8 protein-coding genes are annotated in these 15,017 nt (G+C 66.0%); all 8 read right to left on the reverse strand.

Features of this window, described 5'->3' with window-relative positions; all coding sequences use genetic code 11:
• Positions 1 to 119: 119 nt before the first annotated feature.
• Complete coding sequence (locus tag CLU90_RS09480) at positions 120 to 1,550, reverse strand: efflux transporter outer membrane subunit (protein WP_232731146.1); 1,431 nt, start codon at positions 1,548 to 1,550, stop codon at positions 120 to 122.
• Positions 1,547 to 4,783, reverse strand: coding sequence for an efflux RND transporter permease subunit (locus CLU90_RS09485; RefSeq protein WP_100427757.1), 3,237 nt, complete (start codon positions 4,781 to 4,783; stop codon positions 1,547 to 1,549). Before CLU90_RS09485 ends, CLU90_RS09480 begins: the two co-directional genes overlap by 4 nt.
• Positions 4,780 to 7,899 (reverse strand): efflux RND transporter permease subunit, encoded by a 3,120-nt coding sequence (locus tag CLU90_RS09490; RefSeq protein WP_100427758.1) that lies wholly within the window; start codon positions 7,897 to 7,899, stop codon positions 4,780 to 4,782. The genes CLU90_RS09485 and CLU90_RS09490 overlap by 4 nt, the downstream gene beginning before the upstream one ends.
• Positions 7,896 to 9,263 (reverse strand): efflux RND transporter periplasmic adaptor subunit, encoded by a 1,368-nt coding sequence (locus CLU90_RS09495; RefSeq protein WP_100427759.1) that lies wholly within the window; start codon positions 9,261 to 9,263, stop codon positions 7,896 to 7,898. Before CLU90_RS09495 ends, CLU90_RS09490 begins: the two co-directional genes overlap by 4 nt.
• Positions 9,264 to 9,660: 397 nt before the next feature.
• Entirely contained in the window at positions 9,661 to 10,203 is a 543-nt protein-coding gene (locus tag CLU90_RS09500) for a GNAT family N-acetyltransferase (RefSeq protein ID WP_100427760.1), read from the reverse strand.
• Between the two features lie 68 nt (positions 10,204 to 10,271).
• Complete coding sequence (gene sppA / locus CLU90_RS09505; RefSeq protein ID WP_100427761.1) at positions 10,272 to 12,146, reverse strand: signal peptide peptidase SppA; 1,875 nt, start codon at positions 12,144 to 12,146, stop codon at positions 10,272 to 10,274.
• A 63-nt stretch (positions 12,147 to 12,209) separates the two neighbouring features.
• Positions 12,210 to 13,688 (reverse strand): sodium:solute symporter, encoded by a 1,479-nt coding sequence (locus tag CLU90_RS09510; protein WP_100429417.1) that lies wholly within the window; start codon positions 13,686 to 13,688, stop codon positions 12,210 to 12,212.
• An 81-nt stretch (positions 13,689 to 13,769) separates the two neighbouring features.
• Positions 13,770 to 14,987 (reverse strand): YeeE/YedE family protein, encoded by a 1,218-nt coding sequence (locus CLU90_RS09515; protein WP_100427762.1) that lies wholly within the window; start codon positions 14,985 to 14,987, stop codon positions 13,770 to 13,772.
• Positions 14,988 to 15,017: the final 30 nt, after the last annotated feature.

A 15,017-nucleotide genomic window follows, 5' to 3' on the forward strand; every position in this document is an offset into this window, starting at 1 on the left:
AAGAATGCAGCCACGGCCAAAGCGTCAGGCTGGAATTGATAATCTTGCATTCTAGCACTCAAGATGCGCGGTAAAACGCGAATTTGGCGCAGGGCTTTTACCGTACGCCGTGCCGCCCCTTACTGCGCCTGCGGCACGTGCCAGCCGCCGCCCAGCGACTGGATCAGGGCCACAGCCGTCGTCTGGCGATCCGCCTGCGCCTGCACCAGCGAACGGCGCGCCGACAGGGCCGTCACTTGCGCCGTCACCACGTCCGTGTAGCCGACCTGGCCCGCGTTGTAGCGGTTCAGCATCTGCTGCTCGACCTGGTCCGCGGCGGACGACGCCTGCTGGCGCAAGGCCAGCTGCTCGGCCAGCGCGCGCGTGGCCGACAACTGATCTTCCACGGCGCCAAAGGCGGCCAGCACCGTCTGGCGGTAGCGCGCCACAGCCGCCTCGTGCCCCGCCTTGGCCGCGTCCACGCTGGCCGTCGTGGCGCCCGCGTTGAACAGGGTTTGCGCGGCCGACACGCCCAAGGACCACAGGCTTGACGAAGCATTGAACAGGTCGCCCACACGGCTGGCGCCGGAACCGTAGGACCCCGTCAGATTCAGGCTCGGATAATACGCCGAGCGGGCGATGCCGATCTGCTCGTTGGCCACGGCCACCCGGCGCTCGGCAGCCGCGATGTCGGGACGGCGCTGCAGCAGGGTCGATGGCACGCCCAGCGGCACGTCCGGCACGGTCAGGGTCCATGGCGCCACGGCCAGGCTGAAGTCGGATGGGGCCTTGCCCAGCAGGATGGCGATCGCGTGTTCGAGCTGGGCCCGCGCACGCGTCTGGCTCGACAAATCGATCTGCGCATTGGCCAGCTGCGTCTGCGCCTGCAGCAGGTCGGACTTGGCGGCGATGCCCGAGTTGAAGCGGTTGCTGGTGATCTCGAGCACGCGCTTGTAGCCGTCGATGGTGGCATTGAGCAACGCGATCTGCGCATCGCTCTGGCGCAGCGAAAAATAATTGGTGGCCAGCTCGCCCTGCGCCGACAGGCGCGCCGCGGCCAGGTCGGCTGCGCTGGCCGCCGCACTCGCGTCGGCGCCCGTCACGCCCGCGCGCAGCTTGCCCCACACATCCGGCTCCCAGGAAGCGCCGATGGCGGCCTTGAAGTTGTTGTTCGTCTGCTGCTCGCCCCCGCCGCCGGAGCGGGCGCCGCTGCCCGTCAGGTTCACGCTGGGGAACAGCGAGGCGCGCTGTTCGCGCACCAGCGCGCGCGCCTGCTCGTAGGAGGCGATGGCGGCGGCCACGTTCTGGTTCGATATGTCGATGCCCTCGGCCAGCTGGTTCAGCTGCGCGTCGCCGAACAGGGTCCACCAGGGACCCCGTTCGAGGGTGTCGGCCGGCACGGCAGGCTGCCAGCCGGCCGCCTCCTTGAACGTTTGCGGCGCGGCGGCCGTCGGCGTTTCATACGTGGGGCTGACGGCGCAGCCGGCCAGCAGCAGGAAAGCGGTAGCGGCGGCCAGTGCCGGCAAGTGGCGTGCGGGGACGGCGGATGGAATAGGTTTGACTTGCTTCATGATTGTGTGCTCGGGTTATCTGGCCCAGGAATGCGGCTCAATTGCTGCTCGTCGGCGCTGCGCGTGCGCAGCTTGTCGAGCAGGATGTAGACCACCGGGGTGGTCAGCAATGTGAGTAACTGGCTGGCAATCAGGCCGCCGATGATGGCGACCCCCAAGGGCTGGCGTAGCTCCGACCCCTCGCCGAAACCGATCGCCAGCGGCAAGGCGCCAAGCGCCGCCGCGAGGGTGGTCATCAGAATGGGGCGGAAACGCAGCAAACATGCCTCGCGCACCGCCTCCACCGCACTCAAGCCGCGCGAACGCTCGGCCTCCAGCGCGAAGTCGATGATCAATATAGCATTTTTCTTGACGATACCGATCAACAGGAACACGCCGATCAGGGCGATGATGGAAAACTCCATGCGGAACAGCAGCAAGGCCAGCACGGCGCCCACCCCTGCCGACGGCAAGGTCGACAGCACGGTGACGGGGTGGATCAGGCTTTCGTACAGGATGCCCAGCACGATGTAAATCACCACGATGGCCGCCAGGATCAGCAGCGGCTGCTCCTTGTTGCTGTCCTGCGCGCTCTTGGCCGAACCCTGGAAGCTGCCGCGCACGTTGACGGGCATGCCGATTTCCGACTCCGCCTGGGCCACGGCGGCCTGCCCGTCGCTGAGCGGATAGCCGTCGGCCAGGTTGAACGACACGGTGGTGGCCAGTTCGCCGCCCTGGTGGTTGATCGACGTGGCCGTCGAGCTTTCCGCAAAGCTGCTGAACGAGGACAGCGGCACCATGTGCGCCAGGGTGGTCGACAGGGCCGAGCCGCTGGACGGGTCGCGCGCGGCCGTCGTGTTCGACGGCGCCGTGCTGGTGGTGGCCGCTGCCGTCGTACCGGTGGCGGCGACGGCCGCCGCATTCGACGCCGGCACGTACACGGAACGCAGCGCTTCCGGGCTTTGCGCATAGCCGGGCGCCACTTCCATGATCACGTGGTACTGGTTCAGCTCATCGTAGATGGTCGCCACCTGGCGCTGGCCGAAGCTGTTGTACAGCGCATTGTCGATGTCGCGCACCTGCACGCCCAGCTGCGTGGCGCGGTCCTTGTCGATGGAAACAAACGTTTCCACGCCGTTTTCCGCCTGGTCCGTGTCGACGTCGATCAGGGCTGGCTGCAGCTTCATCTGGTCGGCCAGTTTCGCCGCCCATTTTTTCAGGTCCGCCTGGTTGTCGCTGATCAGGGTGTACTGGTAGGTCGAATTGCTCGAGCGCCCGCCCATGCGCAAATCCTGCACGGGGTTGAGGAACAGCGAAATGCCCGTCACCTTGGCCAGCTGCGGACGCAGGCGGGCGATCACGGCCTGGCCCTTGTCCGTGCGCTGCGACGCCGGTTTCAGGTCGATGAACATGAAACCGCCCCCTGCCCGTCCGCCGCCCGTAAACCCGACGACGGTGGCGACGGCCGGATCGTCCTTGATGATGTCGACCAGCTGGCGCAATTTCCCCTGCATGGCCTGGAACGAGATGCTCTGGTCGGCGCGCATGCCGCCATTGATCTGGCCCGTGTCCTGCTGCGGGAAAAAGCCCTTGGGCGCGGCCGCGAACAGATACACGTTCAAGCCGACGACGAACACGAGGATGGTCATGACCAGCGCGGCGCTCGACAGGGCCCAGTCCAGGCAATGCTCGTAGACTGTCAGCATGCGCTCGAAACCCCGTTCGAACCAGCGCGCGACTCTGCCTGGCGGCTTGTGCTGCTGCCCGCTTTTCAGCAGCCAGGCGCACATCATCGGCGTGGTGGTCAGCGAAATGACGAGCGAAATCATCACGGCCGCCGACAAGGTCACGGCGAATTCGCGGAACAAGCGCCCCACCTGCCCGCCCATGAACAGCAGCGGGATGAAGACGGCCACCAAGGACAGGCTGATCGACAGCACGGTAAAACCCACTTCGCGCGCGCCCAGCAGGGCTGCCTTGAAGCGGTCCATGCCCGCCTCGATGTGGCGCTGCGTGTTTTCCAGCACCACGATGGCGTCGTCGACGACGAAGCCCGTGGCCACCGTCAGCGCCATCAGCGACAGGTTGTTCAGGGAAAAACCCAGCATGTACATCACGCCAAAGGTCCCAAGCAGCGAGACGATGGTGGCCACGGCCGGGATGATGGTGGCGCGCACGCTGCGCAGGAAGGCGCTGACCACCAACACGACGAGCACGATGGACAGGATCAGGGTGAACTCGATTTCATGCAAGGACGAGCGGATGGAATTGGTGCTGTCGGAGGCCACCTGCAGCTTGATGTCGCCCGGCAGCTGCGCCTGCAGTTGCGGCAGCAGCGCACGCACGCCGTCGACCGTGGCGATGACGTTGGCGCCCGGCTGGCGCGTGATCAGCACGATGACGGCCGGGTCGCCATTGAACAGGCCCAGGGTATTGTTGTTCTCCACCCCGTCCTGCACTTCGGCCACGTCGTCGAGGCGGATGGCGGCGCCGTCGCGCCAGGCCACGACCAGGCTGCGGTAGTCGGCGGCGCTGCGCCCGCCCGAAGCCGTCGCCGCGCCCGAATAGATCTGCAGGCTGCGCTCGTCGCCGGAAATGGCGCCCTTGGGCCGATTGGCGTTGCTGGCCTGGATGGCCGCGCGCACGTCTTCCATCGATACGCTGTAGTGATTGAGCTGGTAGGGCAGCAGTTCCACGCGCACGGCCGGCAGCGAGCCGCCGCCCAGTTCCACGTCGCCCACGCCCTTCACTTGCGCCACCTTCTGCTGCACCAGGTTCGACACGGCGTCGTAGATCTGGCCCGGCGTGCGCGTTTTCGACGTCAGCGCCAGGATGATCACGGGTGCATCGGACGGATTGGCCTTGCGGTAGGTCGGGTTGCTGCGCAAGGTGGCCGGCAAGTCCACGCGTGCGGCGGCAATCGCGGCCTGCACTTCGCGCGCGGCCGAATCGATCTTGCGGTTCAAGTCGAACTGCAGGTTGATGCGCGCCGAGCCCGTGCCCGACGACGACGTCATCTCGTTCACGCCCGAGATCACGCCCAGGCGCCGTTCCAGCGGCGTGGCCACCGACGTGGCCATGGTCGCGGGGCTGGCGCCGGGCAGGCTGGCGCTAACGGAAATGGTCGGATAATCGACCTGCGGCAGCGGCGAGACGGGCAGCACGAAGAAGGCGCCGATCCCCGCCAGCGCGATGCCGATGGTCAGCAGCACGGTGGCGATGGGACGCTTGACGAACGGTTCGGACAGGTTCACGCGGCGCTCCCCGCGTTATCGGCCGGCTTGTCCAGGTTCACCCCGGGTGTCTTGCGCGCGAAGCGCTGGCCCAGGCGGTCGAAGCCCAGGTAGATGACGGGCGTGGTAAACAGGGTCAGCACCTGGCTGACGATCAAGCCACCGAAGATGGCCAGGCCCAGCGGACGGCGCAACTCGGCGCCCTCGCCCCAGCCCAACATCAGCGGCACGGCCGCGAACAGGGCCGCCAGGGTCGTCATCAGGATGGGACGGAAGCGCAGCAGCGCCGCCTGGTGAATGGCTTCCTGCGGGCTTTTTCCTTCATCGCGTTCGGCTTCGATGGCGAAGTCGATCATCATGATGGCGTTCTTCTTCACGATGCCAATTAAAAGGATGATGCCGATGATGCCGATCACGCCCAGATCCTGCCCCGAGATCATCAGCGCCAGCAAGGCGCCCACGCCGGCCGACGGCAGGGTCGACAGGATCGTCAGCGGGTGGATATAGCTTTCGTACAGCACGCCCAGCACGATGTAGACGCAGACGACGGCGGCGAGAATGAGCCACAGCTGGTTCGACAGCGAGTTTTCATACGCGCCGGCCGCACCGAGGAAGGTCAATGTCACCGATGGCGGCAAGGCGATATCCTTGGCGGCCTGGCGGATGGCGTCGACGGCGCTGCCCAGCGCCACGCCCTGCGTCGTGTCAAAGCCGAGGGTCGTGGCCGGGTATTGCGCCACGTGCGTGATTTGCAGCGGCGCCTGTTTTTCGCTGACGCTGGCAAAGGCGGACAGCGGCGTCGACTTGCCGGAACCCGTGCGCACTTGCAGGTCCGACAGGTCGGACGGCGTCGTGACGATGCCCGGTTGTGCTTCCAGAATCACGCGGTACTGGTTGGTTTCCGTGAAAATCGTCGAAATGATGCGCTGGCCGAAGGCATTGTAGAGCGCGTCGTCGACGGTGGCCGTGGTGACGGACATGCGCGCGGCGCTGTCGCGGTCGATCGCCACGGTGACGGCGGCGCCCGTGGCGCCCGCGTCCGTGACGACGTTGCGCAACTGCGATTTCTCGCGCATGCGCGCGGCCAGCTTGCCTGCCCACTCGGTGACGGTGGCCGTGTCCGCCCCTTCGAGCGAGACGCGGTACTGGGTCGGGCCCGATTCCGCATCGATGGTCAGATCCTGCGTCGGCTGCAGGTACAGGGTCACGCCGGCCACCTTGGCCACGCGGTCGCGCAGGCGCTCCATGATCTCGTCCTGGCTGCCGCTGCGCGAGCGCTTCAGGTTGATCAGCATGCTGCCCGTGTGCAGCATCGTGTTGTTGGCCGCATCCACGCCGACGAGGGAACTCAGGGTATCGACAGCGGGGTCTTCCAGCAGAGCGCTGGCGGCGGCCTGCTGCAAGGTGGCCATGCGTTCGTACGAGACGGCTTGCGAGGTTTCGATGCGCGCCTGCAGCTGGCCCGTGTCCTGCGTGGGGAACAGGCCCTTTGGAATGGTGATGTACAACACCACCGTCAGCAGCAAGGTGGCCAGGGCCACCAGCAGGGTCAGTCCCTGGCGTTTCAGCACCCACACGAGCGCATGGTCGTACTGCACGATCACACGGTCGAGGAAAGCCTGGATGCGCTGGCCCGTGGCGCTGATCTTTTCATCGGCGTGGCTTTTCAGCCAGCGCGCCGACATCATCGGCACCAGGGTCAGCGAGACCACGGCGGAAATCAGGATCGTGATGGCCAGGGTCATGGCAAATTCGCGGAACAGGCGGCCCACCACGTCGCCCATGAACAGCAGGGGAATCAGCACGGCGATCAATGACACCGTCAGCGAGATGATGGTAAAGCCGATCTGCGACGCGCCCTTCAGGGCGGCGGCCATCGGCGTTTCGCCCTCCTCGATGTAGCGGGCGATGTTTTCGATCATGACGATGGCGTCATCGACGACAAAGCCCGTGGCGATCGTCAGGGCCATCAAGGACAGGTTGTTCAGGCTGTAGCCGAGCAAATACATGACGCCGCAGGCGCCGATCAGCGAGATCGGCACGGACAGGCTGGCGATCACCGTGGCGCGCAGGCTGTGCAAAAAGGCGAAGATCACCAGCACCACCAGCAGCACGGACAGCAGCAGTTCCATTTCCACGTGCTCGACCGAGGCGCGGATGCCCGTCGTGCGGTCGCTCAGCACGTCGAGCTTCATGGCCGCCGGCAGGCTGGCCTGCAGGTCCGGCAGCAGGGCCTTGATGGCGTCGACCGTCTTGATGACGTTGGCGCCGGGCTGGCGCTGCACGTTCAGGATGATGGCCGGCTGCTTGCCCGACCAGGCGCCCAGGCGTGTGTTTTCCGCGCTGTCGACGACGTTCGCCACGTCGGACAGGCGCACAGGCGCGCCATTTTTATAGGTGATGATCAGGCGCTTGTAGTCTTCCGCCGTCACCAGCTGGTCGTTGGCGTTGATGGTGAACGAGCGCGTGGGACCGTCGAAACTGCCCTTGGCGCTGTTGACGTTGGCCGCCGCGATGGCCGTGCGCAGGCTGTCGAGACCCAGGCCGTACGACGCCAGCAATTTGGTGTCGCCCTGGATGCGCACAGCCGGGCGCTGGCCGCCCGACAGCGAGACGAGGCCCACGCCGTTGACCTGGCTGATCTTGAGCGCCAGGCGCGTGTTGACGATGTTCTGCACCTGCGTCAGCGGCATCGTGTCCGACGTGATCGCCAGGGTCAGCACGGGCGCGTCGGCCGGGTTGATCTTCGCGTACACGGGCGGCGCCGGCAAGTCGGTCGGCAGCAGGGAGCCGCCCGCGTTGATGGCCGCCTGCACTTCCTGCTCGGCCACGTCGAGGGTCTGGCCCAAGGTGAATTGCAGGGTGATGATGGAGACGCCGGCCGCGCTGGTGGAACTCATGCGCTGCAAGCCCGACATCTGCCCGAACTGGCGCTCCAGTGGCGCCGTCACGGTCTGCCCCATCACTTCGGGGCTGGCGCCCGGGTACAGGGTCTGCACCTGGATGGTGGGGAAGTCCACCTGCGGCAAGGCGGCCAGCGGCAGGAACTTGAAGCCGACCAGCCCCGCCAGCACGATGGCCAGCATCAGCAGCGCCGTGGCGACGGGGCGCTTGATGAATGGCGTCGATGGACTCATTGCGCCGCGCCCTTCGCTGGCGCCGTGGCTGGCGCGCTTGCTGGCGCCGATGCGGCCGATGCGCTGGCCGCGCCATCAGCGTGCTGGCGGCGGTGGCGGCGTTCGCCGTTGCCTGCCCCCGCGCCACCGGCGCCGCCCATGGCCGGCTTGTCGCCCGCCAAGGTGACTTTCGCGCCTTCCTTCAGGCGGTCGGCGCCTTCCGTGATGACTTGCTCGCCCGCTTCCAGGCCGGCACGGATTTCCACCATGTCGGTGGTGGCCTGGCCCCGCGTGACCATGCGCACGGTGACGGTTTTATCCGTTTTCAGCACATACACGAAGTCGCCGTTGTTACTGTGGCGCAGGGCCGTGACGGGCACCAGCACGGCGCCCGTGATGTTGCCCAGTTCCAGGCGCACGTTGACGAACTGGCTGGGGAACAGCGCCATCTTGTCATTCGTGTAGCGGGCCTTGGCGCGCACGGTGCCCGTCTGCACGTCGACCTGGTTGTCGAGCGCCGTCAAGCTGCCCTTGTCCAGGGTATGCGTGCGGGTGCGGTCCAGCGCCAGCGCCGCCAGCGCCGCGCCGCCATTCAGGCGCTCCTGGATGGTCTGCACTTTATCCTGCGGCACGGAGAATTCCACGTCGATGGGCGAGAGCTGCGTCACCACCACCACGCCGCCCGCGTCGCTGGTGCTGACCAAATTGCCGATGTCGACCACCTTCAGGCCCGCGCGGCCGCTGATCGGCGACACCACCTTGGTGTAGCCGAGGTTCAGCCTGGCCGTGCCTTCGGCCGCGCGGTCCGTCATCACCGTGCCTTCCAGCTGTTTCACCAGGGCGGCCTGCGTATCGACGTCCTGGCGCGCGATGGAATCCTGGCCCAGCAAAGTCTGATAGCGTTTCAGGGTCAGGCGCGCATTTTCCAGCTGCGCTTCATCGCGCTGGCGCTGGCCCGTGGCCTGCATCAGCGCCATCTCGAACTGGGCCGGGTCGATCTGCGCCACCACCTGGCCCGCCTTGACCATGCCGCCTTCCTTGAATTTCAGCTCCTTCAAAATGCCCGACACTTGCGGGCGCACCGTCACGGTGGACGCGGCAGTCACCGTGCCCAGCGCATCGAGCACCACGGGCAAATCGGATTTCACGGCCGTGGCCACGCCCACGGTGGTCGAGGGCGCGCCACGGCGCCCGCCGGGGCCACCTGGCCCGCCAGCACCGCCTGGGCCTCCCATGCCTGGACCGCCCTTGGCGCTGGTGCCCGAGTGGGTCAGGTACCAGGCGCCGCCCCCCAGCGCAGCCATCACGGCCAGCGCGATGACCGTGCCGACGATTTTCGAACGACGGCTGCGCCGCGGGGTATTGGGTGTAGTCTGCGAATCCATCGCTTATCCTTGTCTAGGCCGCTGGCACGGCGAGTCTGTGGTGCCGGCCGAGGTGACACACTCAGGCCGGACGACCGTTTTTCGGGTTGTTTCGGTAAAAAGCCGGGGGAGTCAAGAGCTGAAAGTCAGCTGAAAAAACATCGCTCCCCAAGGTGAAATGACTCTAGCATAGTCATGTAACTGTTTCATTTCTGCTTGAAACAATTACACACAGCCAGGCGGACATGGGAGGATCAGGCGGGCCGGCAGGCGGGCCGCCCCTGTGGGGGAACGGTGGAAAAATCAGGCTTGCGGGGCGCCGCGCCCCGGCACCAGGCGCGTGCGGGCGACTCGCATGCAGATACAAACTCGCTACAAATCTCCCGCCAGCCGGCTTGACCTGGGGCCAGGCTGGCCGTTACTGCAAGGTCATGCCGAGGATGACATCCTGGTAGTCGGTGCGGCCCACGCGGAAGGTGCGCCGGCCCAGCTGCGCAAAGCCGCAGCGCGTGTAAAACGCCAGCGCATCGTGGTTTTCCGCATATACGCCCAGCAGCACGCGCCCTGCCCCGCTGGCGCGCGCCTGCTCCAGGGCCGCTTGCATCAGACGCTGGCCCACGCGCTGGCCCTGGAAGCGGTGCAGCAGGTAGATGCGCTTGATTTCCAGGTCATTCGGGCGCGGGTCCGCCACCGGCAGGCCGGCGGGGCTGAGCACCAAGTAGCCGACGGGCGCGCCGCCCGGCGTGGCCTCGGCCAGCCACAAGCGCATGACCGGCAGCGCCAGCCAGTCGCGGTACAGCTGCACGTCGTGCTGGCGCTGGCAATGGGCGATGACGTCGGCGCCGTCGAGGATGCCGGCGAACGCCTCGAGAAAAGTGGCTTGCCCCACCAGGGCCAGCGCTGCTTCGTCGCCCTTGACGCAGGGGCGGATGGTGATCGCCGTGTCAGTGTCTGCATTCATGTCGCTTGCCATGCCTTACCCCTTTTGCATGGGGTCGGACCCGGCGGGTCCGACCCCGGCCCTCTGCCTTACTTGCCGCCCAAAGGCACCTCGCACAGGCAGTGCGTGAGGGCCATGAACGGTTTATGTTCGCGCGTGATGCCCGACAGCCAGGAGAGGTCCTGCGCCATGCCCAGCGCCGCGTCGGCCGGCAAGCCGGTGCTGGCCAGGCCCAGCTTCACGTGTTCGCCCAGTCCCAGCGAAGCCATGGCCTTGGAGCCGAACATGCCGATCAAGCGGTCCACGTTCGACGTTTCCTGCTCCAGGTAGGTCACGCGGTAGTCGGTGCCCAGCTTGGCGCGCTTGGCCGCCGAGGCCAGCGCATCGCCATAGCTGCCGATGCGGTCGACCAGGTTGCGCTCTTTTGCCTGCAAGCCCGTCCAGACGCGGCCCTGCGCCACTTCGTTGATTTTCTCGGGCGTCGTCTTGCGCGCCTTGGCGGCCAGGCTCAGGAAGTCGCCATACACGTGGTTGATCGAACCCTGGATCACTTCGGCGAAGCGGGGGTCGAGCGGACGCAATGGGTTGCCCGCGTCGGCCAGCCACGTGGTCGGCGAACCGGCCGTGTGGATGCCCAGCTTTTCCACCACCTTGTCGGCCGTCGGCAAAATCGCGAACACGCCGATGGAACCGGTGATGGTGGCCGCGTCGGCGATCACTTCATCGGCCGAGGTGCTGATCCAGTAGCCGCCCGAAGCGGCCACGTTGCCCATCGAGACGACCACGGGTTTGCCGGCGGCGCGCGTCAATTCCAGTTCGCGGCGTATCAGTTCCGAGCCGAAGGCGCTGCCGCCCGGCGAATCGACGCGCAGCACGACGGCCTTGATCGATTTGTCTTCGCGCGCCTGGCGAATCAGGCGCGAGGTGGACAGGCCGCCGATGGCGCCCGGTGGCGCGATGCCGTCGCCGATTTCACCGGAGGCGATGACCACGCCGACGGCGTCGCCGACGTGCACGGGGCGCAGGCGCGCCAGGTAATCGGTGTAGTTCACCTGGCGGAAGTTCGTGCCTTCCGTGTTCTTTGCGCCGCGCGCCATCATGAACTGGCGCAGTTCATCGCGCGTTTTCAGGCCGTCGACCAGCTTGCCATTGAGCGACAGCTTGGCGATGTCGCCACCGGCGGCCGTCATCATGGCGGGCAGATTGTCGATCGTTTGCATGATGGCACCGGCCGGCAGCTTGCGCGATTTTTCCACGTCCGTCGTGTAGGTGGTCCACAGGCCGTTGTTCAGGTAGCGGTCCGCTTCGGCCGCCGCTTCAGACGGGCCGTTGGCGATGAAAGGCTCGGCCGCGCTTTTGTACGTGCCCACTTTCAGCAGGTTCACCGTCACGCCCACCTTGTCGAGCGCATCGCGGTAGTAATTGCGGTAGCGGCCAAAGCCTTCGAGCATGACGCCGCCCATCGGGTGCAGGAATACCTCGTCGGCCTTGGCCGCCACCAGGTACTGGCGCTGGTTGTAGCTCGAACCCCAGGCCGTCACTTTCTTGCCCGTGGCGCGGAAGCGCTCCACGCCGGCCGCCACTTCGCGCAGCGAAGCGAGACCGCCGCCCTGCAATTCGTCGAGCAGGATCACCATGGAACCGATGTTCTGGTCCTTGGCGGCAGTGTCGAGCACCGCCAGCACGTCGCGCAGCTGCACGCTTTTCTTGACTTCGCCGCTGACGTTGGCCAGCACGGCTTCGCGCACGCCGCCCGGGGTTTCTTCGACGAGCGGGCCTTGCAAGTCCAGCACCAGGGTGGTCTTTTCCGCCAGGGGCTTGGCGCCGCCGCCAAAGATGGCGATCAGGATGGCGATGACGATCAGCAGGAAAATCAGATTGATGACCGCGCGGCGGGTGGCGTCAAGCGCGCGCCAGAATGCGCCGAAACCGCGGCGCAGCGGCGGGAAGGGGTTAAGTGACATTGATGCTCCGTGAGGTTGTGTACCTAAAGGAAACCAATATAACTGAAAATGGCGCGAATCGTCTTATTTTGACAACTGTACCTGCCCTTTGGCCTGCACCGGCGCCGGCGTGGAAACGAGGAACAGGCCTGCCAGCACCAGGGCGCCATTCAGGATCAGCAATTCCAGGCCGATGCGGTAATGTTGGAACAGCAGCGCCTGCTCCTGCTCGACCAGTGCGCACAGCAGCGGCCCTGCCACGGCCACCAGCGGTACCCAGCGGTCGCGCACGCCGCGCCGGCTCAGCAAGCCGAAGGCGAACAGGCCGAGCAGCGGACCATAGGTATAACTGGCCAGCTTGAGGATCACGCCTATCATGCTGGGGTCGTCCAGCCACTTGAAGGCCATGATCAGGATCAAAAACAGGGCGGCAAACCCCAGGTGGACACGGCGGCGCCAGCGCATCTGCGCGGCCGGATTCAAGTCCGCCCGCCGCTGCACGCCGAGGATATCGATGCAGAACGTGGACGTGAGCGCCGTCAGCGCCCCGTCCACGCTGGGAAACAGGGCGGAAATGAGGGCGATAAAGAAGATCAGCTGCACGACGGCAGGGAAATGCCCGAGCACGACAGCGGGAAACAGTTTGTCGCCCGTGGCCGTCACGCCGGCCAGCGGCGCATACAGGTGCAGCAAGCCGCCGAGGAACAGGAACAGCAGCAGCACACCCGTGAGCACCACGGTCAGGCTGAGCATGTTCTTTTGCGAATCGCGCAAGGTCCGCACGGAGATATTCTTTTGCATCATTTCCTGGTCCATGCCCGTCATGGCGATCGTGATGAACATGCCGGCCACGATGTGCTTCCAGACATAGGCGGGGCTGTCCGGGTCGACGATAAAGATGCGCGTGAGGCCTTGCGCGCGCATGCGCTCGAGGCTGTCGACTAGGGACAGGTCCATCTCGCGCAATAAAAACACGCTGCAGATGACGAGACCGGCCAGCATGCACGCCGTTTGCAGGGTATCGGTCCAGACGATGGTTTTCACGCCGCCTTCATACGTGTAGAGCAGGATCAGCAGCAGCACGGCGCAGGACGTCAGCCAGAACGGCACGCCCAGGCTGTCGAGGATGGTCGCTTGCAGGATATTGACCACCAAGTACAGCCGCGCCGTGGCGCCCAGCAGCCGCGACACGATGAAAAACGCCGCACCGCTCTGGTAGGAGCGCCGTCCCAGGCGCAGTTCAAGGTAGCGGTAAATCGAGGTCAGCTGCAGCCGGTAGTACAGCGGCAGCAAGATGAAGGTGATGGCCAGGTAACCGAGCACATAGCCGATCATCAGCTGGATGTAGCCGAAACCGTTGCTGCCCACGGCGCCAGGCACGCTGATGAAGGTCACGCCCGTGAGTGTCGTGCCCACCATGCCGAAGGCCACCAGCATCCAGTTGCTGTTCTTGTTACCGATGAAAAAACTGTCGTTGGTGGCGTGGCGCGAGGTGCGCCATGCCACGCCCAACAGGATCAGGAAATACGCGAAGACGACGGCAAACAGGATGAGGGGCGACATGGACGTTGCGCTGGCGGCAAAGAGGAACAGGGGCAGCAATATACAACAAAGCGTACAGCAATGCCCCCGGTCAATCAGGCATCAGCAGCCGCTGCGTTTCACGCGCTCCACTTCCAGGCCGAACCACGGACGCAGGCGCGTGCCGACGACGTTGCCCAGGAAAGCGCAGACCAGCCACAGCCAGCCGTGCAGGCTGCCCGAGATGATGCCGCTGAAGTAGGCGCCGATGTTGCAGCCGTAGGCCAGGCGCGCGCCGTAGCCGAGCAGCAAGCCGCCGACGATGGCGGCAATGATCGAGCGGCGCGGGATGCGCCACACGGGCGCATAGCGGCCGGCCAGCGCCGCCGCCAGCATGGCGCCCAGCACGATGCCGATGTCCATCACGGACGTCTTGTCTTGCGTCAGCGGCGCGGCCAGCGCGGCCGCGTTGGCCTTGGTCGACCAGTAAGCCCAGCTGGCCGTGTCGATGCCGACCACGGACGCCGCTTTCGCGCCCCACAGCGCAAACGCGGACGTCACGCCCCACGGCTTGCCCGACAGCGCCAGGGTGGCGAAGTTCAGCACGACGAGGGCGACGGCGCCCGCCACCAGCGGCCACGGGCCGTGCAGCCAGGGCGAGGCCTGTGCCGGGCGCAATGGCGTGGCGACCAGCTTGCCATGGCGGCGTTTTTCAACGAAGACCGTGATGGCGGCGATCAGCGCGAAGACGATCCAGTTCAGCGCCAGCGCGGGCACCAGGCCCAGGCTGGTGACAATGGAAATGGGCTGGAGTTGCGGCAGCGCCGTCCAGAACGGCATGTGCGCCGTGCCGATCACCGAGCCGATAATAAAAGCGGCCAGCGTGATGAGCATGCGCGTGCTGCCCCCGCCCACCGTGTACAGGGTGCCGGACGCGCAACCGCCGCCCAGCTGCATGCCGATGCCGAAGATGAAGGCGCCGAAGATCACCGAGGTGCCGGCGGGAGACACGAGGCCCGCGACGGGCGTGCCGAACAAAGTGCCGGCCGACAGCGCAGGGAAGAACAGCGCCACGCCCACGGCCAGCATCAGCATTTGTGCGCGCAAGCCGTCGCCGCGCCCATCGGCAATGAAAACGCGCCAGGCGGACGTAAAACCGAAGGCCGCGTGATACAGGGTGACGCCGAGCAAGGCGCCCACCACGTACAGCGCGGCCTGCTTGATGCCAACGCTCTGCGCCAGATACCAGGCGCCTAGCACGATGAGCAACAGGGCGACGCCCAGCGGTTTCGGATTGATGGCGGCGCGCAGGCGCAGCGGTGAGATTGCTGTATCGGACATGGGGAGTATGGGCGAGAAAAAGGTAAGCAC

Source organism: Janthinobacterium sp. 67, from assembly GCF_002797895.1.
Taxonomy (GTDB): Bacteria; Pseudomonadota; Gammaproteobacteria; order Burkholderiales; family Burkholderiaceae_D; genus Janthinobacterium.

Bases quoted from the DNA above. Each gene is read 5' to 3' on its own strand.
- CLU90_RS09500 (WP_100427760.1), bottom strand. From the start codon at position 10,203: ATGAATGCAGACACTGACACGGCGATCACCATCCGCCCCTGCGTCAAG.
- CLU90_RS09480 (WP_232731146.1), bottom strand. From the start codon at position 1,550: ATGAAGCAAGTCAAACCTATTCCATCCGCCGTCCCCGCACGCCACTTG.
- sppA (WP_100427761.1), bottom strand. From the start codon at position 12,146: ATGTCACTTAACCCCTTCCCGCCGCTGCGCCGCGGTTTCGGCGCATTC.
- CLU90_RS09515 (WP_100427762.1), bottom strand. From the start codon at position 14,987: ATGTCCGATACAGCAATCTCACCGCTGCGCCTGCGCGCCGCCATCAAT.
- CLU90_RS09490 (WP_100427758.1), bottom strand. From the start codon at position 7,899: ATGAGTCCATCGACGCCATTCATCAAGCGCCCCGTCGCCACGGCGCTG.
- CLU90_RS09495 (WP_100427759.1), bottom strand. From the start codon at position 9,263: ATGGATTCGCAGACTACACCCAATACCCCGCGGCGCAGCCGTCGTTCG.
- CLU90_RS09510 (WP_100429417.1), bottom strand. From the start codon at position 13,688: ATGTCGCCCCTCATCCTGTTTGCCGTCGTCTTCGCGTATTTCCTGATC.